General features: G+C 70.0%; 19 protein-coding genes and 2 pseudogenes. 12 read left to right on the top strand and 9 right to left on the bottom strand.

All coding sequences use genetic code 11. The features are described from left to right. Both ACH4U7_RS24215 and ACH4U7_RS24210 read right to left on the bottom strand, forming a co-directional pair. Nucleotides 1-666, bottom strand: a 666-nt coding sequence (locus tag ACH4U7_RS24215; RefSeq protein ID WP_398529938.1) for a response regulator, incomplete at its 3' end; no start/stop codon positions are given. Further along, the gene (locus tag ACH4U7_RS24210) at nt 663-1964 is read right to left on the bottom strand and encodes a sensor histidine kinase (RefSeq protein WP_398529937.1); all 1302 of its coding nucleotides are present in this window, start codon (nt 1962-1964) and stop codon (nt 663-665) included. The genes ACH4U7_RS24215 and ACH4U7_RS24210, both read right to left, overlap by 4 nt. 212 nt (nt 1965-2176) lie before the next feature. Between ACH4U7_RS24210 and phoU the strand changes: the two genes are divergently transcribed. The 3 genes from phoU to ACH4U7_RS24195 all read left to right on the top strand — a co-directional run bounded on the left by phoU (nt 2177) and on the right by ACH4U7_RS24195 (nt 6568). Next, a complete protein-coding gene (gene phoU / locus ACH4U7_RS24205; protein ID WP_014177582.1) occupies nt 2177-2854 on the top strand; it encodes a phosphate signaling complex protein PhoU in 678 nt (225 codons plus the stop codon). A 538-nt stretch (nt 2855-3392) separates the two neighbouring features. Then, the gene (locus tag ACH4U7_RS24200; protein ID WP_398529936.1) at nt 3393-5564 is read left to right on the top strand and encodes a sensor histidine kinase; all 2172 of its coding nucleotides are present in this window, start codon (nt 3393-3395) and stop codon (nt 5562-5564) included. A 146-nt stretch (nt 5565-5710) separates the two neighbouring features. Next, nucleotides 5711-6568, top strand: a complete 858-nt coding sequence (locus ACH4U7_RS24195) for a haloalkane dehalogenase (RefSeq protein WP_398529935.1) — start codon at nt 5711-5713, stop codon at nt 6566-6568. Here the strand turns inward: ACH4U7_RS24195 and ACH4U7_RS24190 are convergent. After that, nucleotides 6565-7173: a DNA-binding response regulator gene (locus ACH4U7_RS24190; RefSeq protein WP_089508423.1), complete on the bottom strand. Its 609-nt coding sequence runs from the start codon at nt 7171-7173 to the stop codon at nt 6565-6567. The two genes, ACH4U7_RS24195 and ACH4U7_RS24190, sit on opposite strands and share 4 nt — an antisense overlap. 111 nt (nt 7174-7284) lie before the next feature. On the opposite strand from ACH4U7_RS24190, the gene ACH4U7_RS24185 reads away from it, so the two are divergent. Both ACH4U7_RS24185 and ACH4U7_RS24180 read left to right on the top strand, forming a co-directional pair. After that, the gene (locus ACH4U7_RS24185; protein WP_055413965.1) at nt 7285-8016 is read left to right on the top strand and encodes an ABC transporter ATP-binding protein; all 732 of its coding nucleotides are present in this window, start codon (nt 7285-7287) and stop codon (nt 8014-8016) included. Next, a complete protein-coding gene (locus ACH4U7_RS24180; protein WP_398529934.1) occupies nt 8016-10472 on the top strand; it encodes an FtsX-like permease family protein in 2457 nt (818 codons plus the stop codon). The genes ACH4U7_RS24185 and ACH4U7_RS24180 overlap by 1 nt, the downstream gene beginning before the upstream one ends. A 78-nt stretch (nt 10473-10550) precedes the next feature. Here ACH4U7_RS24180 and ACH4U7_RS24175 read toward each other — a convergent pair whose 3' ends face one another. Beyond that, nucleotides 10551-11132 (bottom strand): alpha/beta fold hydrolase, encoded by a 582-nt coding sequence (locus ACH4U7_RS24175; RefSeq protein ID WP_398529933.1) that lies wholly within the window; start codon nt 11130-11132, stop codon nt 10551-10553. A 74-nt stretch (nt 11133-11206) separates the two neighbouring features. Between ACH4U7_RS24175 and ACH4U7_RS24170 the strand changes: the two genes are divergently transcribed. Continuing rightward, nucleotides 11207-11815 (top strand): TetR/AcrR family transcriptional regulator, encoded by a 609-nt coding sequence (locus tag ACH4U7_RS24170; RefSeq protein ID WP_398529932.1) that lies wholly within the window; start codon nt 11207-11209, stop codon nt 11813-11815. Nucleotides 11816-12309: 494 nt separating this feature from the next. On the opposite strand, the gene ACH4U7_RS24165 is transcribed toward ACH4U7_RS24170, so the two are convergent. Further along, a complete protein-coding gene (locus ACH4U7_RS24165; protein WP_398529931.1) occupies nt 12310-12594 on the bottom strand; it encodes a CPCC family cysteine-rich protein in 285 nt (94 codons plus the stop codon). Between the two features lie 134 nt (nt 12595-12728). Here ACH4U7_RS24165 and ACH4U7_RS24160 point away from each other — a divergent pair, with 134 nt between their 5' ends. After that, entirely contained in the window at nt 12729-13469 is a 741-nt protein-coding gene (locus ACH4U7_RS24160) for a hypothetical protein (RefSeq protein WP_398529930.1), read from the top strand. A 781-nt stretch (nt 13470-14250) separates the two neighbouring features. Further along, complete coding sequence (locus ACH4U7_RS24155) at nt 14251-17691, top strand: Ig domain-containing protein (RefSeq protein WP_398529929.1); 3441 nt, start codon at nt 14251-14253, stop codon at nt 17689-17691. Between the two features lie 234 nt (nt 17692-17925). Here the strand turns inward: ACH4U7_RS24155 and ACH4U7_RS24150 are convergent, their stop codons facing one another. Continuing rightward, nucleotides 17926-18684: a TetR/AcrR family transcriptional regulator gene (locus ACH4U7_RS24150; protein ID WP_398529928.1), complete on the bottom strand. Its 759-nt coding sequence runs from the start codon at nt 18682-18684 to the stop codon at nt 17926-17928. A 93-nt stretch (nt 18685-18777) separates the two neighbouring features. Here ACH4U7_RS24150 and ACH4U7_RS24145 point away from each other — a divergent pair, with 93 nt between their 5' ends. Next, nucleotides 18778-19848 carry an amidohydrolase family protein gene (locus ACH4U7_RS24145; protein ID WP_398529927.1) on the top strand — a complete coding sequence of 357 codons (1071 nt, stop codon included), beginning with the start codon at nt 18778-18780 and terminating at the stop codon, nt 19846-19848. 394 nt (nt 19849-20242) lie between these two features. Here ACH4U7_RS24145 and ACH4U7_RS24140 read toward each other — a convergent pair whose 3' ends face one another. Then, entirely contained in the window at nt 20243-20476 is a 234-nt protein-coding gene (locus tag ACH4U7_RS24140; protein ID WP_398530253.1) for a hypothetical protein, read from the bottom strand. Between ACH4U7_RS24140 and ACH4U7_RS24135 the strand changes: the two are divergent. Together ACH4U7_RS24135 and ACH4U7_RS24130 are read left to right on the top strand one after the other, a co-directional pair. Continuing rightward, nucleotides 20430-21080: pseudogene (locus ACH4U7_RS24135) on the top strand (tyrosine-type recombinase/integrase); the annotation flags it as partial. The gene ACH4U7_RS24140 and the pseudogene ACH4U7_RS24135 overlap by 47 nt on opposite strands. Further along, a pseudogene (locus ACH4U7_RS24130) lies at nt 21081-21795 on the top strand (tyrosine-type recombinase/integrase); the annotation flags it as partial. It lies immediately after the preceding pseudogene. Between the two features lie 96 nt (nt 21796-21891). Here ACH4U7_RS24130 and ACH4U7_RS24125 read toward each other — a convergent pair. Both ACH4U7_RS24125 and ACH4U7_RS24120 read right to left on the bottom strand, forming a co-directional pair. Beyond that, the gene (locus ACH4U7_RS24125; protein WP_385617656.1) at nt 21892-22653 is read right to left on the bottom strand and encodes a phosphoglyceromutase; all 762 of its coding nucleotides are present in this window, start codon (nt 22651-22653) and stop codon (nt 21892-21894) included. Between the two features lie 50 nt (nt 22654-22703). After that, complete coding sequence (locus tag ACH4U7_RS24120) at nt 22704-24368, bottom strand: hypothetical protein (protein ID WP_398529926.1); 1665 nt, start codon at nt 24366-24368, stop codon at nt 22704-22706. A gap of 284 nt (nt 24369-24652) precedes the next feature. Here ACH4U7_RS24120 and ACH4U7_RS24115 point away from each other — a divergent pair, with 284 nt between their 5' ends. Further along, a complete protein-coding gene (locus tag ACH4U7_RS24115; protein WP_398529925.1) occupies nt 24653-25978 on the top strand; it encodes an MDR family MFS transporter in 1326 nt (441 codons plus the stop codon). Nucleotides 25979-25986: the final 8 nt, after the last annotated feature.

Raw genomic sequence — 25986 nt, 5'->3', positions numbered from 1 at the left:
GTAACCCAGACCACGCACCGTCACCAGATAACGCGGCGCACCCGGATCCGGCTCGATCTTCGCGCGCAGCCGCTTCACGTGGACGTCCAGCGTCTTCGTGTCGCCCACGTAGTCCGCACCCCAGACGCGGTCGATCAGCTGCATCCGGGTCAGCACCCGGCCCGCGTTGCGCAGCAACATCTCCAGCAGGTCGAACTCCTTCAGCGGGAGATCCACCTTGCCGCCGCCGACCGTGACCACGTGCCGGTCGACGTCCATCCGTACCGGCCCGGCCTCCAGCGCGGCCGGGGTGACCTCCTCCGGCTCGCCGCGGCGGCGCAGCACGGCCCGGATGCGGGCCACCAGCTCGCGGGAGGAGAAGGGCTTGGTCACATAGTCGTCGGCTCCTATCTCCAGGCCGACGACCTTGTCGATCTCACTGTCCTTGGCGGTCACCATGATCACCGGGACGTTGGAGCGGCCGCGCAGCTGACGGCACACCTCCGTGCCGGGGAGGCCCGGCAGCATCAGGTCGAGCAGCACCAGGTCGGCGCCGTTGCGCTCGAACTCGTCGAGCCCCTCGGGTCCCGTTGCCGCGATCGCGACCTCGAATCCCTCCTTACGGAGCATGTACGACAGCGCGTCGCTGAACGATTCCTCGTCCTCGACGACCAGAACTCGGGTCACGGAAGGACCTCCGGGGCAGAAAGGGGTTCACAGGAATTGGTCTCGTACGGCCGGTCCTGGTCCTCTCCATCGAGGTCAGCGTTGGTCTCGTACGGCTCGCGCGACGAGCGGTCGCGGTCTCGGTCGCGGTCGCGGTCTCGGTCGCGCACCGAGCCGGCTTCCGGCAGCCGCAGGGTGAAGGTGGAGCCCTGTCCCTCGGCGCTCCACACCGTGACCTCCCCGCCGTGCGAGGCGGCCACATGCTTGACGATGGCGAGCCCGAGCCCGGTCCCGCCGGTCTGTCGCGAGCGTGCCGGGTCCACCCGGTAGAAGCGCTCGAAGATCCGCTCGCGGTCTTTCTCCGAGATGCCGATGCCCTGGTCGGTCACGGCGACCTCGATCTGATCGCCGCCGGTGGCGGGGATACGGCGGGCCGCGATGCCGACGCGGGTGCGGGCCGGGCTGTAGTTGACGGCGTTCTCCACGAGGTTGCCGAGCGCGGCGGCCAGCTGGCCGCGGTTGCCCCATACGTGCAGATCGGCGGTGCCGCCGGTGGCCATGGTGATCTGTTTGGTGCCCGCCTGGTGGCGGCACCGGTCGATGGCCTCGGCGACCAGTTCGTCCACGCGGACCGGCTCCGCGTCCTCCAGGGGGTCGTCGTTCTGCACTCGCGACAGGTCGATGAGCTCCTGGACCAGACTGGTCAGCCGGGTCGCCTCGATCTGCATCCGGCCGGCGAAGCGGGTGACCGCCTCGGGGTCGTCGGAGGCGTCCATCACGGCCTCGGACAGCAGCGACAGCGCGCCGACGGGGGTCTTGAGCTCATGGCTGACGTTCGCGACGAAGTCGCGCCGTACGGCCTCGATCCGGCGGGCCTCGGTGAGGTCCTCCACCAGGAGGAGCACCAGGCGGGAGCCCAGCGGGGCGACTCTGGCCGACACCGCGAGGGCTTCGCCGCGGCCCGTGCCGCGCCGGGGCAGGTCCAGTTCGATCTGGCGGATCTCACCGTCCCGCCGGGTGTCGCGGGCCATCTGCAGCATCGGCTCGACGGCCAGCTTCCCACCGCGGACCAGCCCGAGCGCGTACGCCGCGGAGCTGGCCTTGACCACGGCGTCCGCCTCGTCGAGGACGACGGCCGAGGAGCGCAGGACGGAGAGCACGGTGTCCACGCCGGGCGGCAGCGCGGCATCGGTGTGCAGTGAGGAGCGCGTAGGCTTCGCCTGTTCGCGTTCGCTCCAGCGGAACGCCAGCATGGCGATGACGCCGGTGCACAACCCGGCGAGCGCCGCCAGTGCGGCGATCGCCGCGTTCACGTTCATGCGTCCAGGTTATGCGCGGCGCGAGACAGCTCCACAGCCCCAGACGGGCACCCGTGGGGAGACGTTTCCCAGAGTTCACCGGGGAGTCAGTGGCGGTTCACTCCGGATGCCGGAACCCGACGCGTTCCAGCCGGAACGTGTAAGCCTGGGGGGGCGGCGAGTGACGAGTCCACCGAGAGTCAGCAGCGAAAGACAGCGAGAGAGGGTCAGTGATGCGGGACGCGTACCACGAGGAGCTCGATTCGATCGGGGACGGCCTCGTCGACATGGCCAGGTTGGTCGGCTCCGCCATCGGACGGGCCACCACGGCGATTCTCGACGCGGACCTCAAGCTCGCCGAGAGCGTCATCGCCGCAGATGAGAAGGTCGACGGCCTGCAGCGCGACCTGGAGGCGCGGGCGATCGCGCTGCTGGCCCGGCAGCAGCCGGTGGCCACGGATCTGCGGATAGTGGTGACCAGCCTGCGGATGAGCGCCGACCTCGAGCGGTCGGGCGACCTCGCCCAGCACGTCGCCAAGCTGGCCCGGCTCCGCTTCCCGGACTCGGCCGTTCCGCGTGACTTGAACGCGACCATCCTGGAGATGGGCCAGCTGGCGCAGCGGCTGATGGCCAAGGCCGCCGAGGTGATCATCACCAAGGACGTCGACCTCGCGCTCCAGCTGGAGGAGGACGACGACGCGATGGACCTGCTGCACCGCACCCTCTTCCAGCACCTGATGGACGACCGCTGGAAGCACGGCATAGAGACGGCTGTCGATGTGACGCTGCTGGGCCGCTACTACGAGCGGTTCGCCGACCACGCGGTCTCGGTCGCCAAGCGCGTGGTGTACCTGGTCACCGGGGAGCACGCCGACGAGCTCGCGCAGGCGGAGGCCACGGAGGGGGCATAAGGCCGCTCCGGCGGGGGGCGTGACCGCGCCTCTGCGGGGGCGTGGCGGTATCCCGAGGGGGCCTGACAGCATCCCGGCGGGGGCGTGAGGTCGTCCCGGCGCGCCCTCGCGCGCCGGGTACGCGCCCACCGCGCGGCGGGCCCTGTGCATCCGCGCGCCGTCCATGCGCCGCTACGGGCGGGGCGGGAGGACCTGACCATGGGCAGGAGGTGACCCCTCCTCCAGATCTCCCGAAGACCTCCCAAGGAGGCGACTCATGGCCGACTTCCCCACTCCCACCCCCGCCGACCCTGCCCGGCCGGCCGCCGAACACCGCCCCCCGCTGCCCATCCTGGGCGCCTGCGGCTGCGGTTCCAGCTGCTCCTGTGGCTGCCAGTCCGGCGGCTCCTGCTCTTGCGGCGGCAGCTGCGGCTGACGCATTCGCCTCACTTTGAAGGGCCTTCGACCGATGTCCGGTCGAAGGCCCTTCAAGGTTTAGGATCTTGGCCATCTTGGTCATCTTGGGCATCTGGGCGCGGCTGCTGGCGGGGGAGGTCTGGTGTCCGGTCCGGCGCGAGCTGTCACCGTCGTGGTGCTGGCCGCCTTCGCGACCGTCTATCTCGTCGGCGGGTCGTTCCTCGCGCCCGTCGTGTTCGGCCTCCAACTGCTCCGTCTGTTCCACGTGCCGCCCGTGCCGCGGCGGTGGCACCCCGGATGGCCATGGCTGCTCGCCGCACAAGGGGTCGCGTGCTATGCGGCGGTGTACGCCACCGGCACCTCCGTCGGGATCCTCGGCTTTCTCGGCGGCTCGCTCCTGCTGACCCCGGTGTGGCCGCTGGCCGTACCGGTCGCCGTGGGCGCGGCGCTCCGCGGGCCGGTGGACTCGGCCGTCAGCATGGTGCTGATGAGCTTGGTGATCTACGGACTCACCCGGCTCACGGAGCGGGCCGACGAGCTCCACACCGCCCGGCTGAGCCTGACGGCGGCCGCGGTCGCCGAGGAGCGGCTGCGGATCGCCGGTGAGCTGAGCGACGGCCTCGGGCGCGGGCTCGCCGAGATCACCACGGGCGTACGGGCGGCCCTGGCGAAGCCGGAGCGGGCCGAGCGGCTGCTCGCCGACGTCACTCGCTCGGCGCGCGACTGCCTCGCCGACGCCCGGCGCTCCGCGGCGTCCTACCGTTCCATGTCGCTGGCGCCCGAGGTGACGGCGGCGCGGGCGATGCTGACCGCGGCCGAGGTCCCGGTGGAGGTGCATACCGGGCACACCGAACCCCTCGGCCCCGCGGGCGCGCTGCTCGCGGCCGTGCTGCGCGCGGCCGTGACCGACATCGTCCGGCAGGGCACGGCCACCGGCTGCCTGATCGAGACCGCCGCCGAGCGGGGAAGGATCCGGCTGCGCGTCGTCAGCGACGGGGCGCGGACGGCGGATGACGAGAGCCTGGGCGATCTGCCCGACCGGATCGCCGACGCGGGCGGCACCCTGACGACCGGGCTGACCCGCGAAGGGCGGCAGGTCGTGGAGGCCACGCTTCCGGACGTGCCGCGGCCCCGGGAGCCTGCCGACGACCGGCACGCCCGTGCGCTCTCCCTCACCCTGCTGGTCACCGTGCTGGTCGGCTTCTCGCTCAAGGCGCTGCTGATGGTGCCCGCCGGCCGGGTCCTGCCGGCTGCCGCGTGTCTGGCCGTGGTGATCGCGCTGCAGGTCCGCTCGGTGCGCGGCCGGCACATGGTGGCGCTCGCGGTGATGGCGCTGTTCACGTATCTGCCGATCCTCGCGTTCGGCCGCGCCTGGCTGGGGGTCGCCGGGTTCCTCGCCGGGCCGCTGCTGCTCGCGTTCCGCCGGTCCGTGGCCTGGCCGCTGGTCGGCGGTGTGACGGCGAGCGTCGCGCTCATCGGGCCGCGGCTGGGCATGCCGCTCGCCATGACGGTCAACTACACCGTCAGCACCGTGGTCACCGGGCTGGTCGTCTACGGACTGCTGCGCCTCGACCAGATCGTGAACGAACTCAAGGAGGCGCAGCGGCGGCTGGCCCGCTCAGCGGTGGTCGAGGAACGCCTGCGCGCGGCCCGTGACCTGCACGACCTGCTCGGCCACAGCCTGGCCGGGATGCTGCTGACCTGCGAACTGGCGCGCAGACTGCCGCCCGAGCAGGCCCGTGCACAGCTCGCGAACGTCCTGGCCATGGCCGAGCGCGGCGAGGCCGATCTGCGGGCGGCCTCCGGTGGCGTGGGCAGTATGTCGCTGACCGCGGAGGCCGCCTCGGTGCGCTCGGTGCTGACCGCCGCGGGCGTCTCGGCCGAGGTGTCCCTGGCCCACGACAGCCCCGGCGGCCCCGGCAGCCCCGGCGGCCCCGGCGGCCCTGGCAGCCCCGGCGGCCCTGGCAGCCCCGACGGCCCCGACGGCCTCGGCGGCCTCGGCGGCCTCGGGGCCGAGGTGGAGACCGCGCTGAGCGCGGTGCTGCGGGAGGCGGTGACCAATGTGCTGCGGCACAGCGGCGCCCGCTCCTGCACGATCTCGACGGCCTCCGAGGACGGCGGCGTACGGCTGGTCGTACGCAATGACGGGGCACGCGGTACGGGCAGCCGTCCGGGGTCGTCGGGCATCGGGAATCTGACGACCCGGCTGGCGGCGCTGGACGGGAAGCTGACCGTGGAGGCGGGCGGCGACGGCTGGTTCGAACTGGCCGCGTGGGTGCCGTACGAGGCCGGACCGGCCGGCAGAACTTCATAGCGGCCGGCCTGCCTTGGATTGCGCGGCCGCGGATTCAGCGGCCACAGAATTTAGTAGCCATGGACATAGTAGCCATGTACTGTTTCTGTCATGAGCGACGCGCCGAAAGGGCCGACGCGACCTCTCGGCCGAAAGGACCAATCGACATGCCTGAGACACGTGTTCTCGACTCGACCATGTACTACGAGGAGTCGGGCGACGGGACGACCTTCGTGTTCCTCCACGGGAACCCCAGCTCCTCCCACCTGTGGCGCAACGTCACGTCCGGCGTCGGCCGAGGGCGGCTGCTGGCCCCGGATCTGATCGGGATGGGCCGGTCCGGAAAGCCGGACATCCCCTACCAGTTCGCCGACCACGCCCGTTACCTCGACGCCTGGTTCGACGCACTCGACCTGGACCGAGTGGTCCTCATCGGCCACGACTGGGGCGGCGCGCTCGCCTTCGACTGGGCGGCCAGACACCCCGAACGGGTGCTCGGCCTGGCCTTCCTGGAGAGCATCGTGAAGCCGATGGCCTGGGAAGACCTGTCCGCCCAGGCCCGCAAGCGCTCCGAGGCGATCCGCACCCCCGGCACGGGCGAGGAGATGGTGCTCGACCAGAACCTCTTCGTCCGCCAGGCGTTCACCGGCGGCGTGCTCACCCCGGTGGCCGCCGAGGAACTGGCCACCTACCTCGCCCCCTTCCCCACCCCCGAGAGCCGACAGCCCGTCCTGGCGTGGGCCCGCCAAATGCCCCTGGGCGGCGACCCGGCGGAACTCGTCGCCCGTATCGAGGCGTACGACGCCTGGCTCGCGAAGAGCGATGACGTCCCCAAGCTGCTCATGACCTTCGAGGGCTCACCGACCCTGCTGATCGGCCCCGACATGGCCCGCTGGTGCGCCGAGCACATCGCCGCCCTGGAGACCGTCCACTGCGGAGCGGCCGGGCATCACGCCCCCGAGGACCGCCCGGCCGAGATCGCCGGCGCGATCTCCTCCTGGGCGGACCGCCACCGGCTCCGCTAGATCCAGCCCGCTTCCGTCGCGATACGGACGGCATCGGTGCGGTTGCGGGCGTTGAGCTTGGTGACGATCGCGGTGAGGTAGTTGCGTACCGTCCCCGCCGTCAGATGCACCTGCGCCGCGATCTCGGTGGCCTCCGCGCCCTGGGCCACCAGCCGCAGCACCTCGACCTCGCGGGGGGTGAGCGGGTTGTCGGCCAGGTCCCATGCGGTGACCGCGAGCGAGGCGTCGAGCACGCGCTCGCCCACCGCCACTTTGCGAATCGCGCTGACGAGGTCGTCCGGCGGCGCGGTCTTCAGCACGAACCCGTCCACCCGCGCGCCGAGCGCCCGGCGCAGATGCCCCGGCTTGCCGTACGCGGTGAGCATCAACACCCGGCAGCCGGGCACCTTCTCGCGCACCACGGCCGCAGCCTCCAGCCCGTCCATCGTCCCCGGCATATCGATGTCGAGCACGGCGATGTCCGGCTGATAGACCCTGGCCGCGTCCACGGCCGCGGTGCCGGAGTCGACGGTGGCGACGACCTCGATGTCCTCCTCGAGGCCGAGCAGCGCCGCCAGCGCCTCCCTGATGATGTGCTGATCCTCCGCCAGAAGCACCCGTATCACCCGGCCAGGTATACCAGCTGAGCTGCGGATAGTCCGGATCATGACGAGGTCATGGGTCGGACATGATCAGCTCCATGGCCCGTATCGTGCCTGGCCAGCAGGGTTGAAGCCATGGCAGACACAGTGCGGTTGGACGCAGTCAGCAGGGTGTACGGCAAGGGCCAAGGGGCCGTCGCCGCGCTCCGCGAGGTATCGGTGAACATCGCCCAGGGCACTTTCACGGCGGTGATGGGCCCCTCCGGTTCGGGCAAGAGCACATTCCTGCACTGCGCCGCCGGCCTCGACACCCCCACCTCGGGCACGGTCCGGCTGGGGGACACGGACCTGACCGGGATGGACGAGACAAAGCTGACCCGACTGCGGCGGCAGCGGGTCGGGTTCGTCTTCCAGGCGTTCAACCTCATCTCGTCGCTCACCGTGCTGGAGAACATCACCCTGCCGCTGCGGCTGGCCGGTGCCCGCCCGGACAAGGCGTGGCTGGGCGAGATCGTGCGACGCGTGGGACTTGAGGGGCGTACGGACCGCCGCCCCGCCCAGCTCTCCGGCGGCCAGCAGCAGCGCGTCGCGCTCGCCCGCGCGCTGGCCACCCGCCCCGAGGTGATCTTCGGCGACGAACCGACCGGAGCGCTCGACACGATGACCGCCCGCGACGTGCTGACCCTGCTGCGGGAGACCGTCGACGACATGGGTCAGACGGTGGTCATGGTGACCCACGACCCGGTGGCGGCCTCGTACGCGGACACCGTCCTTTTCCTGGCCGACGGCCGCATCGTCGACGTGATGGGCGCCCCGACCTCCGACAAGATCGCCGAGCGGATGACCCGGCTGGGAGCGTGGAACTGATGGCCGTGCTGACCCTCGCACTCAAGACGCTGCGCCACCGCAAGGCCGCCTTCGCGGGCGCGTTCGTCACCCTGCTGTGCGCCGCCGCGCTCGTCACCGCCTGCGGGATGCTGCTGGAGACCGGGCTGCGGGGCCGGGTCGCGCCCGAGCGTTACGCGGGCGCCCCGGTGCTGGTGGCCGGTGACCAGTACGTACACCAGACGATCCACAAGTCCAACGGCAAGACGAAGCACAAGGCGAAGCCGATCGCCGAACGCGCCTGGATACCGGCGTCGTTGGCGCAGCGGCTGCGCCGGTCCCCGGGCGTACGCGAGGTGGTCGCCGAGGTGACCTTCCCCGTCTCTGCCAAGACCGGCCCGGCCCAGGGCCACGGCTGGGACTCGGCAGCGCTCACCCCCTTCACCCTGGCCTCCGGCCACGCCCCCAAGGCCGCCGACGAGGTGGTCGTGGACGCCCGCTCGGGTGCCCGCGTGGGCGCCCGGCTGCCCGTTCTGACCTCGGCCGGCCCCGCCACGTACCGGGTGTCGGGCGTCACCCGGCAGGCCCTGCCCAGCCAGGACACGCTCTTCTTCGCCCCGGCCGAGGCACGGCGGCTCGCGGGCCGCACCGGCCAGGTCAGCGCGATCGGCGTCTTCCCGAAGGCCGGGCAGCGGCCGGATGTGACCGCCGCACTGCGCGGGACGAAGGCATTGGAGTACACCGGGGACGACCGCGGCGCCGTGGAATTCCTCGACGCGGAGCAGGCGCGGGTGAAACTCATCAGCCTGGGCGGAGCGCTCGGCGGCACCTCGCTCCTGGTCGCGATCCTCGTGGTGGCCGGCACCTTCGCGCTCTCCGTCCAGCAGCGGCAGCGGGAGATCGCCCTGCTGCGCGCCGTCGCGGCCACCCCGAAGCAGCTGCGCCGGCTGCTGGCCGGCGAGGCGCTGGTGACCGCCGTCGCCGCGGGCCTCCTCGGCTCCGCCGTCGGCATCGGTCTTGGCTTCTGGCTGCGGTCCCGGTTCGTGGCCCTGGGCGCCGTACCGGAACATCTGCCCCTCGTGGTCAGCCCCTTCCCCGCCTTCGCCGCGCTGCTCGCCACCGCGCTGGCCGCCTGGGCCGCGGCCCGCCTCTCCGCCCGCCGGGCGGCCCGGGTACGCCCGGTCGAGGCGCTGGGCGAGGCCGCGCTGCCGACCGCCCGACTGCCCTGGGTCCGGCTGGTGGCCGGACTCCTCGCCACCGCCGCGGGGGTCGTACTCACCCTCGTCCTGTCCACCCTGTCCACTGAGGCGGCCTCCGGCCCGGTGGTGCTGCTCACCGCGCTGATATGGACCACCGCCGTCTCCCTCCTCGGCCCCCTCCTGGCCCGCGCCGCGGTCGCTCTGCTCGCCCTGCCCCTCCGCGCCTCCCGCGTCGGCGGCCACCTGGCTGCGGCCAACCTGCGGGCCGGCTCCCGGCGGCTGGCCTCCATCGTGGCACCGCTCTGCCTGCTCACCGCCCTGACCTGCACCATCCTGTTCAGCCAGACCACGATGAGCCACGCCGCCCAGCGCGAGGCCGCCGCCGGCAACCGCGCCGACTACGTCCTCGGCCCCCGCGTCCCCACCTCCCTCGCGAAGTCCCTGCGCGACCGGCCCGGCGTCGAGGCCGTCACCGAAGTCCTGCACACCTCGGTACGGGTCGGCCTGACCAAGTACGGAGCGCAAGCGGTGACCCCCGCCGGCCTCGAGCGGACCACCGACCTCGACGTGGTCGCCGGCTCCCTGCGCCACCTCGGTACGGACTCCCTGGCCGTCAGCGAGAACGCGGCCGACCGGCTCGGCGTATCCGTGGGCGACACCGTCCACCTCACCCTGGGCGACGGCACCCCCGCCACCCTCAAGGTCGCCGCCCTCTACACCCGCGGCCTGGGCTACGGCGACCTCACCCTCTCCCACGCCACGGTCGCCCCGCACGTCGACAACCCCATGGGCACCCTCTTCGTCACGGCCCCCGACCTGCCCCGCGCCGAACTGTCCAAGTTGGCCTCGGCCGTCCCCGGAGTCATGGTCATGGACCGCGCCGAGGCCGTCGCCGCAAGCACGCCCAACGCCGAGGTCAACTACGTGGCCATGGGCCTGATCATCGCCTTCTCCGCGATCGCCGTCATCAACACCCTCTCCATGTCCACCTCCGACCGCTCCCGCGAACTGGCCCTGCTCCGGCTGGTCGGCACCACCCGCCGCCAAGTCCTCCGCGTACTGCGCCTGGAAACCCTCACCGCCCTCGTCATCGCCACAACACTCGGCACCGGCATCGCCCTCCTCACCCTGACCGCCTTCGCCACCGGCATGACCGGCTCCTCCACCCCCCACATCCCCCCACTCACCTACCTCGCGGTCCTCGCCCCCACCGCGGCCCTGGCCCTGGCCGCCACCGCCCTCCCGGCCCGCCTGGCCCTCCGCCGGCACCCGGCGGAGGCGATCGGCGCCCGCGAGTGACTGGCGCTTGCTGCTTGTTGTTGTGTCCCGTACGGCGACCCCAAAGGGGCCGCCGTACGGGACATGGGTAACAGCTGGTCAGGCCGCCAGCAGCTCCATGACCAGCCGGACCGCCTCCGGCACCTCGACGTGGTCGTCCGGAGTCGCCCCGAAATGGGCCCCGGTCGGGGTCACCAACGCGGTCGCGCCAAGGCCGTCCACGAGCAGCCGGACGTGCTCGGTCGGGTCAGGCTGATTGACCGGGTCGTCCATGGCCTGGAGCACCCGGAACCGCCGCGCCGAGCGGCGGATCCGCTCCCAGTCGAAGCCGCCTTCGAAGAACTCGGCGAGTGCGTCGTAGCCGACCTCGTGTGCCGAGGTCGCCACGAGCAGCACACCCGCGAACACCCCCTGAGTATCGGGGTCATGCTGCTCCAAGAAGCGCAGCACGTTGACTCCGCCGATGCTGTGCCCGACGAGCACGGTTGACTCGGCGGGGCCGGCAGCCAGGACGGCCTCACCGTAGGTCTTGCGCCAGGGTTCCAGCCGCGGGGCAGTGGTCTCCGGCAGCCGGGGCACGGTGACCCGGTGGCCGGCGGCCGCGAGCCGCTCGGTGAGGTACGGGAACCAGACGCTGTCGTCGCTTGAGCCGTAGCCGTGCGACACCACGATCTCGCTCATGATCGATCCACTCCCCTTAATCAAAACGATCCGTCGCGTTTCGATATAAGGTAGCACGCTGCTACCGTGACGACGTGCCCACGAGAGAAACACCAAGCCGCCGCACCGGCGGCCGGATCCGCAGCCAGGACGCCCACCACGCCGTCCTCGCCGCCGCGATCGACCTCGTCGAGGAACTCGGCTACCAAGCCGTCACCATCGAACGCATCGCCGCCCGCGCCGACGTCGCCAAGAGCACCATCTACCGCTGGTGGAAGTCGAAGCCCGCCCTCGTCATGGACGCCTACCGCACGGCCGTCGAGCAGCGGATGCCCGAACCCGACACCGGCTCACTCGCCGGCGACCTGACCGCCTTCACCACCGCCCTGTACAGCGTCTCGGCGCACCCGATCCGGGTCCGGACCCTGCGCGGGCTGATGGCGGAAGCCCAGCTCGACCCCGCCTTCGCCGAACCGTTCCAGCAGTGGGTGGAAAGCCGGCGGGCCGTCGTCCTCACCCTGCTCACCCGCGGCATGCAGCGCGGAGAACTCCCCGCCACCGCCGACCTGGACGCCGCCACCGACCAGCTCTTCGGACTGTTCTGGTACCGCCTCCTGGTCGGCCACAAACCACTCGAACCAGCACAGGCCCCCGACCACATCGACCAGCTGCTCCACGGACTCCGTACGCGGCACAGCGAGTAGGCGTCGACACCCTAGAACCGGTCTCGCCACCACGGCGCATCAGGGCTGCTGACATGGATGACCCGGGCTCGCGCCAGGATCTTGTTGTCGAGGGTCCGCACGAGGGAACGGAACTCACGCGCGCTCTTCTCGGGCAGCGCGTGCAGCACGGCTTCGAGGCGATCCCGGAAGTGGCCGGGATCGCATCCGCACTCAGGGGTGCCGCAGCGAGGACCCGTGAACGGGTCTGCGACATACCTGAGGGGTCCGTGCGCCAGGGTCTTCCAGTGCCAGAAGGCTTCCGCCGCGGCCTCGGGCCAGAAGCGGGTCCGTTCGAGCCGACGCAGATCGGCTGTGCAGGAGCCTGAGAGGCGAGCGATCGCGGGGTATCTGCGTCGAGCCAGGGTGCGGACAGGGATGTCGCCCCGCAGGGCTGATGGGCGCCTACGCGGCATTGCCCCTTTGGTCGTTGGACATGACGGCAGCGTACAGCTTGTTGATGTCAGGCCCGGATGTCAGAGCGCGGGGCGTTCCTCGGGGAGGGGATTCCGTACGTGCGGCAGTCGGCGTTCGTCGCTGGCGCCCATGGCGGCGAAGTTGCTCCGGGCCTCGGTGAGGCTCAGCCCGCGGTTCGGCCCTCCACGCGCCTCGTCCGCATCGTGGTTGTCCTGCCCGTCGTCCTCCCAGTAACACACTGGGCAGATCTCGTAGTAGCCGCGCCGGCTCAGCGTCAGGAAGCCACAACAGGGACAGGCGTAGGGCCCGTCTTGGGGCCCTCGCCGAGTGTTGATGAAGGACACCCCAACATCGTGCCTCGCACGCTCGGCCGCCACGACCGCTTCGGCCCGCGCTGCTGTACAGGTATGCACGGTGTGCGCTCAGAGTGCCGTATGGATGCCGTGGAGCGGGGCAGGCGTCTTAGTAGGCTCCCGCCATGACGCTCGCGTACTGGGAACGGCACCGCTTCGACGACTTGGCGGTGGCGGCCGACCGGGACGAACTGCTCAAGCCGGCGGACCAGAACCCGGACCCCTACGCCGCGTTCCTCAACCTGCTGCGCTCCGGTCGACGGGACGCGGTGTGCACGGCGCTGGAGTACTTCCACTGCCAGGACCGGCAGGCCCGGTGGGGCTTCGGCAACCCACTGGACGAGTACGCCGCGGAGGTGCTGGACCGCGCCCGGTGGGTGCTGCGCGGGACGCCGCTGCCGGAAGCACGAGGGCAGGACCGGGCCAGCGCACTGTGGGCGATCCAGAACCACGCCGAAGCCGCGGACGCCCCACTGATCACCGCCGCGCTGCGCGCCGTGAACGGCGACGTCGTCGACGATGGCGCCGTGTCCGCTGCCGCGCAGTGCCTCTACGCCTGCGATCCCCCTGAGGACTTCGAACTTGTCGCCCAGCTAGGGGCGATGGCCCTGGACGAGGACCGCCCCCTGCGAGTCCGCGCGGCGTGCGCAAGCGCGCTGGCCTCGGCGGAATCCGACCAGGCCGCCGACATCGCGGTACGGCTGACCGACCTTCCGGAACTCGAGCTTCAGCTGGCCGGCGCCCTTGTCCTCACCGCCCACCTCGACGCGCATCGCCCCCTCCTCGAACGCCTGCTGGCCACCTGGCCCTCCAACACCCCCCAGGCGGACGACATCCGCGATGCTTTGGAGGAGGACGACGCGTGACGTACCCGCAGGCGGGCGGCTCGGCCCGGGTGGCGCTCGAGCGCGAGGGCAGCGCGCAGGGCTCTCCCCCCACCCCCTCTTAAAAAAATGCTTGCTCTACATCAAGTACTGCATCAAGCGATTATTTAAGAGGGGGTGGGGGAGAGCCGACTGACCGGCTTGGCCACCGCGCGGCAGCAGCTGCGGCGGAGCGCGGCGGAGCCTGTCCTGAGCCCGGCCACCCGCCGGGCCGAGGAACCACGACAACGGACCAACCGCCCCTCCCCTCCTCCTGCCGGCGCTTCGGACCCGGAGGGTCCGAGACGAAACCCGCACCCGCGGCTGGGGTTTCCCAGTCGAGCGTTTTGCATGGGCGGCCGTTGACCTCGGCGGCGACGGCGTCGAGGCGCCGACACCTTCACCACCACCGGCAGCCACGAGAACGAGGGCCGTCTGCGCACGCCTCTTGTGTGGTGGGGCCGGGGTATCTATGGTTCACAGAAATCGGTTTCTAAGAAGTCCGCAACCATGCGGAGTCATGCGGAGTTATGCGGAAACAAGGCGTGACCTGGGTGCTGGGCAGTGCTACGGCCGTACTCGCCCGCATTGGGCACCGCCGACGACCCACTGATGTAGAAAGCGTATTCCAACCTCGTGGTTCTCACCCAGGGCACCGTCTGACCGGAGTCCGCCCCCTCACCCCCCACTCATTCCCGGCAGGCACCCACACCCACTGGAGAGTTGTATGTGGAAAAAATCAGGGATGAGGCTCAGACATACGCGGTGGTGGGCGATAGCCACCGTGGTATGTGCTCTGCTCGCGGCCTTCGTTCCGGCGTCCTCCGCGGCGGCGGCGACCACCTCCGGCCCGGTGACCGGCGACGCCTTCCCCACCGTCACGCTGAAGGAGGTCACCAGCAGCGACGGGTTCGTCCACCCCGGTATCGCGGTGAGCGCGTCGAGCCTGCGGCTGGCTCGTCGCCAGGTGCTTGAAGGCGTGGAGCCATGGGCCTCCTACTACGCGTCCATGCACGGCACCACGTACGCGTCGCGCACCCTCACCCCCGTCAACGGTGGGTCGGGAGTCGACACCCCGAAGTCGGACGCGTTCAACTCGCAGGGCATCGAGTCCAGGTTCATCCAGGATGCCTTCGGTGCCTACACCCAGGCGATCGAGTACTTCATCACGGGTGACCCCGTCTACCGCGCGAACGGTATGCACATCATCCGGACGTGGTCGCACATGGACCCCGAGAAGGTCGCGCCGTATCCGGACGACCACATCCACGCCGGCGTCCCGTTGATGCGCATGCTCGCCGCGGCCGAGATCTTCCGCTACTCCAGTGTGAATCCCGGCTCCGACGGCTACGACATCAACTGGACCGACGCGGACACCACGAACCTGACCAAGAACCTCGTGACGCCCGTCATCAAGACCCTGCTCTACGGCAACACCTTCTTCATGAACCAGCAGTTGTACCCGATAGTCGGTGAGCTGGCCGGCTACGTGTTCACCGACAACCGGGCCGGCTACGAACAGGCTGTCGAGTGGTTCTCGGTCAACAAGTCCAACCCGAACCGCGACACCAACGGGGCCCTGAACTCCCTGCTCCGCGTGATCAGCGCGGACGACCCGCTGAACCACTACGGCTACTCGTTCGTACAGCACCAGGAGATGGGCCGCGACCAGGCGCACGCATGGGACGGCATCGACATCGCGACGGAGATCTCGCGCATGCTCACGGTGCAGAAAACCCGGCTGGACCCGGTCGCCGGCACCGTGTCCACCAAGCCGAACGCCGTGTCGCCGTTCCGGTTCGGCAACGACCGGCTTCTCGCGGGAGCGGACGCCTGGTACGCGTACATGACGGGCAAGACCGTCCCGTGGATCGACACCACGGGCGGTCCAGGCAAGCTCTCCGAGGCCTACCGGGGACGGGTGTTCCAGCCCATCGACGAGCTCTACAACATCTACCGGTACGAGTTCGGGGTCGACGTCAAGGAAGTGGCCCCCAACCTCGCGAAGGTCAAGGAGCAGGCCGACGGCCCCGAGTTCTTCTGGGGAACAGGGGCGTACAACTTCTGGAACAGCAACCCCGACTACAACCCGGACTACTGGCTGTCGCTGCCCGAGAAGGTGGCCGGGCAGACCCGTCCGAAGCAGGACAACCCGCTGGTGCGGATGGCGCACCGCTCCATCCCCCTCGACGGCCGCTCCGGGGTCCGCGAGGAGGACGGACGCGACATGGTCCGGATGCGGGCGTCGAAGAAGGGCGCCACCATCGCGGTCCGCACCCTGATGTACGACAGCCGTAACGGATACAGCCCGGTGGGGGTGCTGATCCGCACCAACGGCCCGGCGACCCTGGAGATCCGCAAGGACATGTCGCTGAAGCCGTACCACACGGTGAGCCTGCCCGACACCCACGGCAAGTGGCGTTACGTCACGTACGACATGGACCTCGGCATCCTTCACGGGAGCACCGCAGGCGACAACCTGGCGTACTACACGGTCGTCGGCGCCTCCGACGTGAACGTCGACATCGACAGCGTCAACCTCCAGGCCAAGGCCCAGCTCACCCCGCCGGCCTTCCCGCAAGGGCAGCGGACCACACTGGTCGGTGTGGCCGGGGCGCCGCTCAAGCGGTCGCTCGCCGCGACCGACTCGGGCGACGACACCCTCACCTACGAGGCTTCCGGCCTTCCCGAGGGCGCCACGGTCAACGGCACAACCGGAGCGTTCAGCTGGACACCCACGAGCTCCCGGACAGGTGACGTCCACGCGTCCGTCGTCGCCTCCGACGGCAAGACCGACACCGTCCTGAAGCTCGACCTGGTGGTCGCACCGGACCGGGCGGGCGCGCTCACCGCGGCACAGGACGGGTTCGATCCCAAGGCGACATACGTCCGCGCACCCCTCCAGAAGTTCAAGGACGCGGTGTCCTCCGTCAAGGCCACGATCGACACGGCCGATGACAGCACCTTCTCGGCCGGGCTGGTCACCGTGCAGGACGCGGTGAAGGCGCTGCAACTGCTCAACCCGAAGCTCGCCGACGGCACCCTGAGCTATCCGGCGCTGGTGACCTCGTCCCTGTCCGAGGCCAATGTCTGGAACATGACCGACGGTGACATCAACACCTTCTCCGGCGATCTGAGGGCTCCGTTCACGCTGGACTTCGGGACCGGGTTCGGGGTGCGGGCCGACGCGTTCGGGCTCCAGGCCCGGTACAACTTCGGCAACCGCTCCGAGGGCGCCAACGTCTACGGGTCGAACGACGGCTCCACCTGGACCCTGCTGACCTCACGAGAGACCACTAACACCACCCCGGACTTCAAGATGGAGACCATCCCGGTCCTGTCCAAGGTCCAGGACAAGTCGTTCCGGTTCCTCAAGGTCAAGGTCGACGACCCGGGCGTGCCCACCGACCCGAGCTACCCCGGGATCTCCTCCTTCGGCGAGTTCCGGATTCACGGTTCCCGGCTCGAAACGGCGCAGGCCGTCAAGTCGGCGACGCTCACCTCCAGCAATGACGACCCGGCGCGGGCCGTCAACGGCGACAAGGTGACGCTCGACCTGGTGGCCACGCGGCCGCTGGCCACGGTGAACGTGCGCATCGAGGGCACCGACGCGGAGGTCACCAGCACCGACAGTGAGCACTGGAGCGCCACAGCGGTGCTGCCGGACGACGTGGACTTCGGCCGCGCACTGCGCTTCACGGCCGACTACACGACGGCCGACGGCGAACCCGGCTCGACGGTCTTCCAAACCACCGACGGGTCGTCGCTCCAGCTGTGGAACACCCATCTGGTGCCCGACCAGATCGACCAGGGCTGGGTCGACGCGTCCACCCCCCAGTGGCCGGGGACCGGTACCACGGCGGCCAACGGATGGCGGATGTTCGACAGCGACATCGCCACGTACACCGACACCACCACCTCGACCGGCTGGGTGACCGTCAAACCGACCGACGGCTCCTCACTGGCGGTCGACGCCGTGCTGATCCGCCCCCGTGCGAAGTACGCGGACCGGGCCAACGGCACGGTGCTGCAGAGCTCCACCGACGGCGGGAAAACCTGGACGACCTTCCTGACCCTCGCGGGCGTGACCAGTGAGCAGCAGTGGTACACGTTCAAGCTGCCCCAGCACACGGTGATCCCGATGCTGCGGGTCTACGACGGACACGGTGGCAACGCCAACCTCGCCGAGGTCCAGCTGCTGCGGTCCGACTCGTCGTCGAAGTAACGCCACCAGGGCCGCGAACGCTCGGCCCCGGCCCGGCAGTAAGCCCCCTGCTCGCGGAGAACCGCAGGCAGGGGGCTTACCAGCGTCGGCTTACTCCTTCTTGCCCTGGGTGGTCTGGTCGCGGTCTCGATCTGTGCAGCGGCGTTCCACGACCTAATCGTGGAAATGTCTCAGCTGGTCAGGACCGGGGCTTCGCTCTCCGTTCTTGCTGCTCGAGGGCGGAACACAGAGCTGTCAGGCTCGGCCTGACCCGTCGGAGGCGAGGCGGTTCAGCCACTCCCGGAGCAGGTGCTGCTCAGCGCTGCTCAGGGTTGTCTGTTCTGGCAGTGCGGCCCGCAAGGCGCGGGCGGCGCCGGCCGGGCCCGGCTCCTGCACGGTCGGCTCCTGGTTGGTCACGGCAGTGATCATGGACTCCCGAAGTGTGGTCAACAGGGCTGGGTCGCGCCGGTCTTCGGGCAGGGACAGCCAGGTGAGCACCGCTCCGCGTGCTGTGGCGTGGATGAGCGTGGCCGCGAGTTCCTCGTCGACGCGGAGCCAGCCGCTGGCGGCGAGGCGCCGGATGCGGCCCATCAGGATCTCCATGCCGGTCTTGAAGGCGGCTGACGTCTCTCTCGTGGGCTCGCTGTACATCAGCGTGTACAGCGCGGGATTGGCCAGACCGAACTCGACCGCCAGGTCCCAGCCGGTCCGCAGGTCCTCGATGGGGTCTTGCGGGTCGGGGTCGACGAGCTTGGCTGCGAGAAACGTGGTGAAGCCGTGCTCGGCCACCGCGTCGAGCAGCCCGTCCTTGTCGCCGAACAGCCGGTAGATGGCCGGTGGCTGTACGCCTGCCGCGACCGCGACCGCGCGAGTGGTCACCGCGTCGCGGCCCTCGCGCGTCAACAGGTCGATGGTGGCCTCGATGACCCGCTGCCGAAGCTGCTCGCGGCCGGTGGTCGCGGTGTCGGATTCGACGGCGGCTGCGCCGTCCCTGCCGTGTGAACGTGAGGGCATGTTCCAACGATAGAGCCTCAGTGATTCCATCGTTAGTTCCACTGATACGATCAATGCGATTCCACTGGAACCATCAAGGTGAAGGAGTGAAAAATGCCAGACAAAATCGAGATCGTGGCTCTTGAGGAACACATCGCCCCGCCTTCGCTGCTCGATGCGTGGGCCAAGGCGGGGGTGCCGCAGATCCCCCAGCTCGGATTTGGCGACGAACCCTTCGCACGGCGGCTGCGAGGCTTCGGGGAGCAGCGCCTGGCCGACATGGACGACCAGGGCATCGATGTCGCAGTCCTGTCCTTGGCCTCACCGGGCGTGCAGAACCTCACAGCTGAAGACGCAGTGAGCGCGGCCCGTGAGGCCAACGACACACTGGCCGAGATCGTCGCCGGGCGGCCCGACCGGTTCCAGGCGTTCGCCGCCATCCCCACGGCGGCGCCCGAGGCCGCCGCGGCCGAACTGGAGCGCGCGGTCACCCAACTCGGCTTACCCGGCGCGATGCTGTACGGGCGCACAGGGGACAAGCTGGCCGACGCCCCGGAGTTCGATGATCTCTACGCCACGGCTGAACGCCTTCAGGTGCCGCTGCACTTCCATCCCCAAACTCCGGTTCCCGAGGTTCTCAAGGCGTACTACTCCGGCTTCGATGACGGAGTGGGGATGGCGCGCAGCACCGGCATGGGGCTCGCGACGGCGGGGCTGGGCTGGTACTTCGACCTGGGTGTCCAGTACCTGCGGATGATCTTCTCCGGCGTCTTCGACCGGCACCCCGGACTGCAGGTGATCGCGGGGCACTGGGGCGAAGTCGTCCTGTTCTACCTCGACCACACCGGGATCATGGCGCACAACGCCAGGCTGGAGCGCCCGCTCGCTGACTACTTCACGCAGAACTTCTGGGTGTGCGGCAGCGGCACGGTCAGTGAGCGCTACATGAGGTGGACGTCGGAGGTCGTCGGAACTGAGCGCATGATGTATTCGACCGACTACCCCTACACCTTCGGGACCCGACCCGGCGGATTCCCCTTCCTCGACACCGCCAACGGGGTCGCCCGCTCGTTCCTGGAGCAGGCACCGTTCAGCCACGAGGAAAAGGCCGCGATCGGATCCGGTAACTGGGAAAAACTGACTGGGCACGTTACGGCGAGCTGCGGACAACGCGACTCGGCCTAACGCACCGCCTCAGCCGATCGCTGATCACAGCGATCGGCCGAGGCACGTGGGAAGAGGGCCTGGCCGAGTCTGGGCGGCTGCCACCACCCGCCGAACAAGGGAAGTCCCACCACCTCCGGCACGCCCAGCGGCACAGCGAGCAGCAGATAGCAGATCGAGCCGTCCGTCGAGCAAGGTCGCGCCCTGATCGACATCCTCCAGCAGGAGCACCCTCCTCCCAGGAATGAGCAGACTCCGTTCATTCCTCCAGCCATCTCCATCCAGCTCGACCGCGTCCGGATTCCGCAAAGGCAGCAGCCCGCCCACGGTGAAATCGTGACGGCCGAGCACATTGAGGTTTTGTGTGGCGGAGCGGGGTGGAGGCGCTGGCGGCGGACTGAACCCAGGACGGCGTCTACGAGCTCTTCCTGACAGGCCCATCAGCCACGCCGCCGGCGCGACGGTGCGAGCCGTTCAGGAAGATGCTCAGCAAGTCCGGGTCCCTGGCTTCGTCGCCGGGCGGCAGCATGGACGCGGCCATGTCCAGCGCGCTGCGGCAGTCGTCGGCCAGTTCGGGCCCGACCTTGGCGCACAGCTCCCCTTCGGAGTTCGCGGAGAAGTCGCTCGCCAGCCAGAGCGGTGACCCCAACACCCGTGCGTCGCCGGAGTCTCAGCTCAAGCTGCACGTCTTCCCCCGCATCGGGTCTCGTCAGCTCGGGTCGTTTTAGCCGAGCCACATCCGCGAGTTCGTGACCCAACTCGAAGAGACCGGCATGTCCGGCTCGTACGCCCGCGTCATCTTCTCCAACGTCCGCGCCGTGCTCTCCGCTGCCGCAGAGGACGGATGCCTACGCCGGAACCCCTGCAACTCGCGCACGGTGACCCCGTCGGCCATGGGTTCGCGCCGCGTCGTCCCCTGGGAGCCGAGCCGCGTCTTCGACATGCGCGCCGCCATGGTCGAGCGCTTCCGGCCCATGGTCGATGTAGGCGCCGGATGCGGCCTGCGACAAGGGGAGATCCTCGGGCTATCCGTCGATGACATCGACTTCGACAGCGGCACTCTGCACGTGGTGCAGCAACTCAAGCTGAGCCCGAGCAAGGCCGTGTTCGCGCCCCTGAAGGGCGGCAAGCTGCGTGACGTGCCTCTGCCCGGCCCCGTGGCAGAGGCACTACAGGAGCACATCAAGCGATTCCCGCCTGTGGAGATCAAGCTCCCGTGGATGCGAGCGAACGGCCAGCCGGTGACCCGGCGGCCCGACCGGCAGAAGCGACTTGCCGATCAGTGGCTCGCCCACATCGAGGCGGACATGGCGCGGGGGCAGTACATCGACCCCCGAGCCGCTCGCATCACCTTTCAGCAGTACGCCGAGCATGGTCGACCTGGGCGGCGGCTGTGGGCTCCGACAGGGCGAGATCCTTGGCGTCGCCGTCGACGCGATCGACTTCGAGTCGGACACGCTCCACGTGGTCCAGCAGTTGAAGCCAAGCCGCAGCACGGCCGTGTTCGCCCCGCCCAAGGGCGGCGAGCTCCGGGACGTACCGCTGCCCGGGCCGGTCGCTGACGCGCTCCGGGAACATACGAAGCGGTTCCCGCCGGTCGAGATCACCTTGCCGTGGAAGGTGGCCGACGGTCCCCCGGTGACCAAGCGACTGGTCTTCACCGGGCCGCGTGGCGGGCACGTCTGGCGTACGTCGCTCAACGAGGAGGCGTGGAAACCGGCGCTCGCTGCGGCTGAGGTCATCCCGGTGCCCGAGCGAGGCCAGCCGTACGCGGAGTCCCGCGAGAACGGCATGCACACGCTGCGACACTTCTACGCGTCCGTCCTCCTGGACGCCGGGGAGAACATCAAGGCTCTCGCCGAGCACCTCGGGCACTCCGACCCGGGCCTGACCCTGAAGGTGTACGCACACCTCATGCCCAGCAGCCGGGAACGCGCCCGGAAGGCTCTCGGCCTGGCGCTCCGGCCGGAAGATCCGGGTCACTGAGGGCCCAGAGTGGGCCCAGGCCGTGAAAATGCCCCCGATCCGCGCCGTAAGCGCAGGTCGGGGGCATGATCACAAAGGCTACTTCTTCTTGCCCTGGTTCTTGACCGCCTCGATGGCCGCCTTCGCGGCCTCCGGGTCGAGGTAGGTGCCGCCCGGCTTGAGGGGGCGGAAGTCGGCGTCGAGCTCGTAGGCGAGGGGGATGCCGGTGGGGATGTTGAGGCCCGCGATGTCGGCGTCGGAGATGCCGTCGAGGTGCTTGACCAGGGCGCGCAGCGAGTTTCCGTGGGCGGCGATCAGGACCGTGCGGCCGGCCAGGAGGTCCGGGACGATGCCGTCGTACCAGTACGGGAGCATGCGCGCGACGACGTCCTTGAGGCATTCGGTGCGCGGCCGCAGCTCCGGGGGGATGGTCGCGTAGCGCGGGTCGTCGGCCTGTGACCACTCGGAGTCGGCGTCGATGGGCGGCGGCGGGGTGTCGTACGAGCGGCGCCAGAGCATGAACTGCTCCTCGCCGAACTCGGCGAGGGTCTGGGCCTTGTCCTTGCCCTGGAGGGCGCCGTAGTGGCGCTCGTTGAGCCGCCAGGAGCGGTGGACCGGGATCCAGTGGCGGTCGGCGGACTCCAGGGCGAGCTGCGCGGTGCGGATGGCGCGCTTCTGGAGGGACGTGTGGACCACGTCGGGGAGCAGGCCGGCGTCCTTCAGCAGCTCACCGCCGCGGACTGCCTCCTTCTCGCCCTTCTCGTTGAGGTTGACGTCCACCCAGCCGGTGAACAGGTTCTTCGCGTTCCACTCGCTCTCGCCGTGGCGGAGGAGGATCAGCTTGTACGGTGCGTCGGCCATGGCGTCGAGCCTACTTGACCGGCATGAACGCAACGCTTGACGCACCGTTCCTAGCGCTGTTGGCCACTGTTGGCCAAACCAGCGCATTCCGGGCCAGGCGGGAGGTGCCTGGCGCCGGGTGCACCCCGAACGGTCCTGGGTGCGGGGAACAGCACCAGCTGGTCACTTCGGCTCCGGCAGGTCTTACCGCCCTTGTGGGGCGTGCCTGTGGTCCTGGGTGGGCTCGTGGTCCCACGCGGCCTGGGCTCGGATGCGGTCTGGCCGGTAGCTCTCCGCTGTCCGATCCTCCGGTCGGGAGCGGTCACACCTGGCCGACGCCGGATCCGTTGTCCCAGGCCGCGTCTGCCGATCGCCACCGCGGCCGCATGATGCCCGGTGACTATGGTCTTCGCTTGATCATCGAGGGGTGCCTGCCAGTGCTGGGCGCCCCAGCGGGAGGTGTAGGCCGGGTCCACGGCGACCACCACCAGCCCCTGGTGGCAGGCCATGCCGCGCAGCCGCTCCCGGAACCTCGCGGTCGGGATACCGGCCACCATGCGCCGGAAGGCCTTGCCACGCCGACCGCGCCCCATCGTCTCCCGGCCAGTCTGCCGGGCGTCGGTGAAGCCCAGGTTCTCGACCACGATCCCCATGCAGCCGTTCATCTCGGCGATCTTGATCAGCGTGGTGACAGCGGCCCGCAGTCTGCCGTCCCGCCGGGACGCCTCGCCGGTCAACTCCAGCGGCACCGTGAAGGGTTCGCCGACCGGGTTGCCATGCGGGTCGAGTACGTACGCCGCGAGATGGTCGGCGTTCAGGTCGACCCCGAGCATGCGCCCGCCCGCCGCCCGGATCTCCTGCGGCGACGGCAGCACGACCTGCGCCACCGACCATGAGGCATCGACGTACCAGCGGCCGCGCACCGGGTCGCGCACGATGTCATAACGGACAGCCTGATGCGCGGTGACGCGGTCCAGCCACTCTGGCCTGCGGTGGTGGAAGGTGACGGTGCAGGCCAGTCGGTAGCGGCCACGCGGCGCGTTCGCCAGATGCCTCAGCGGCTCGGGCAGCACGATCGTCACGCCGCCGTCCGCCGGATCCACCGTGATGGTGTAGTTCCCGTGCGGGGCCCCGGACTCGCCGTCCGCGGTGAGGAACATCCGGGCCGCATCCCACCGCTCACGCCACCCCTCGGCCGTGAGGTGGGCTTCGGCCAGGTTGTGCCGCAGCTTCGCCAGACGACGCCCGCCCACGACCACAGACGGCCGCCCCTCGGCGATGCGCCGCTCGACCACGGCAAGGCGGGCCTTGAGTGCCTGGAGGCGGCGCTGCTTCTGGAAGCGTTCGCCCTGGTCCCGGTAGCCGCGCGTCCTGCCCTTGCGGCCTCCGCACGGCACCGCGAGGCGGTGGGCAATCTTCTTGATGGCGCGGCGGAGTCCGACACGCTCGTCGCGCAGGCAGCGCATGCTGAGCTGGTACTGGTCTTCGCTGCCCCGGGTCATCGCTCCCGCCCAGCGCGAGGACGACACGCCGGTCAGCTTCTTCTTCCGCTCGGCCCGCCGGGTCTCCTTCACCGGCACCAGGCCGATCACAACCCGCTCAGCCAGATCCGCCCGCCGATGACGGCCCAGATGCTGCCCGACCAGGGTAAGAACCTTCTCATCCGCGCCATCGACATGCAGCCGGTCCCGAATCCGCGCACCCGACGGCGCGGCCACCGTGAACGGCGGCGCCATCGCACGCAACACACGTTTCCCCCCACGCTGACGCGCCACCGCTCCCCCTCTCCCCGGGACACCACGAACTGAGCTGCCGCCACCGATCATGCGTTCCCAACACACACAGGACCCTGGAAACCGCCCCCACTCACCCTGACGAGTGACACATCGGCCAGCCGTGCCCAACAACAACGCTTGACGCACCCGGTCAATCCGGTGGCGCGCGGGGGCCGGGGTCGGTAATTTGCGGGTACCGCTTGCACCACTTACATATGCCGCGTTTTTGCACAAGGGGTCGCCCGATGTCCGTTGCGCTACCGTCCGTCGCCAGACTGACACAGGCAGCGAAGGAAAGCGTCTCGGGTCTGCCCCGCGCCTTCTGGTGGCTATGGACGTCCACCCTGGTGAACCGGCTGGGCGGCTTCGTCGCCCCCTTCCTCGCCATGTACCTGACTGTCGACCGCGGCTATTCGGCCACGTACGCCGGTCTGGTCGGCGCGCTGCACGGGCTGGGCGGGGCGGTGTCGGCGCTGGGGGCCGGGGTCATGACGGACCGGCTGGGACGGCGTCCCACGCTGCTGATCGCGCAGAGCGCGACGGCGGTCAGCGTCGCCGTGCTCGGGTTCGTCGAGCATCCGGTCGCGATCGCCGCGGTCGCCTGCTTCGTCGGCATGGCGACCAACGGGTCGCGGCCCGCGGTGCAGGCCATGATGGCCGACATCGTCGCCCCCGAGGACCATATACGCGCCTACTCGCTGAACTACTGGGCCATCAACCTCGGCTTCGCCTTCTCCGCTGCCGTGGCGGGGCTGATCGCCGAACACGGCTATCTGGCGCTCTTCCTGGGCGAGGCGATGATGACGCTGCTGTGCGCCGTCGTCGTCTTCGTCAAGCTGCCCGAGTCCCGCCCGGTGCGGAAGGGGACGGCGGGGAAGGAAGGGAAGGAAGGGGCGGAAGGGACGGCGGACGAGCCGGAGATCGGGCTCGGGACCGTACTGCGCGACCGGTCGTTCATGGCCGTGGTGGCGCTGTCGTTCCTCATCGCGAGCCTCATCCAGCAGGGGTTCGTGGGGCTGCCGGTGGCGATGGGGGAAAGCGGGCTGTCCAGTACGGACTTCGGGCTGGCGATCGCCGTGAACGGGGTGCTGATCGTGGCCGTGCAGATCCCCGTCACCCGGTTCATCGAGCGGCACCGCGAGCCGACCCGGCTGCTGATCGGCGCCGCGCTGCTGATCGGCTACGGCTTCGGGCTCACCGCCTTCGCCGGATCAGTCGCGATCTACGCCCTGACCATATGCGTCTGGACCATGGGCGAGATCATCAACACCCCGATCCAGATGGGGCTCGTGGCCCGGCTCTCCCCGGCCCACGGGCGCGGCCGCTACCAGGGGGTCTACGTGCTCTCCTGGTCGCTCGCGGCGCTCGTCGCCCCGCTGACGGCCGGGGCGGTGATCGACCACTACGGGGCGGATGTGCTGTGGGCGGGCTGCGCGGCGGTGGGGACCCTGGCCGCGGTCGGGTACGCCTCGCTGATGCGGGCCGTCGGGCCTGGGGCGGAGCGAGGGGACGGCGTGGGGGAACCTGCCGGGGACGGCTCCAGGACCGATCGCACCGTCTCAGCGGGCTGAGCCCCCGC

Source organism: Streptomyces sp. NPDC020845 (assembly GCF_044334165.1).
Taxonomy (GTDB): Bacteria; Actinomycetota; Actinomycetes; order Streptomycetales; family Streptomycetaceae; genus Streptomyces.
Note: the sequence above shows the minus strand (reverse complement) of the source record. Positions and strands in the feature narration are given on the sequence as shown.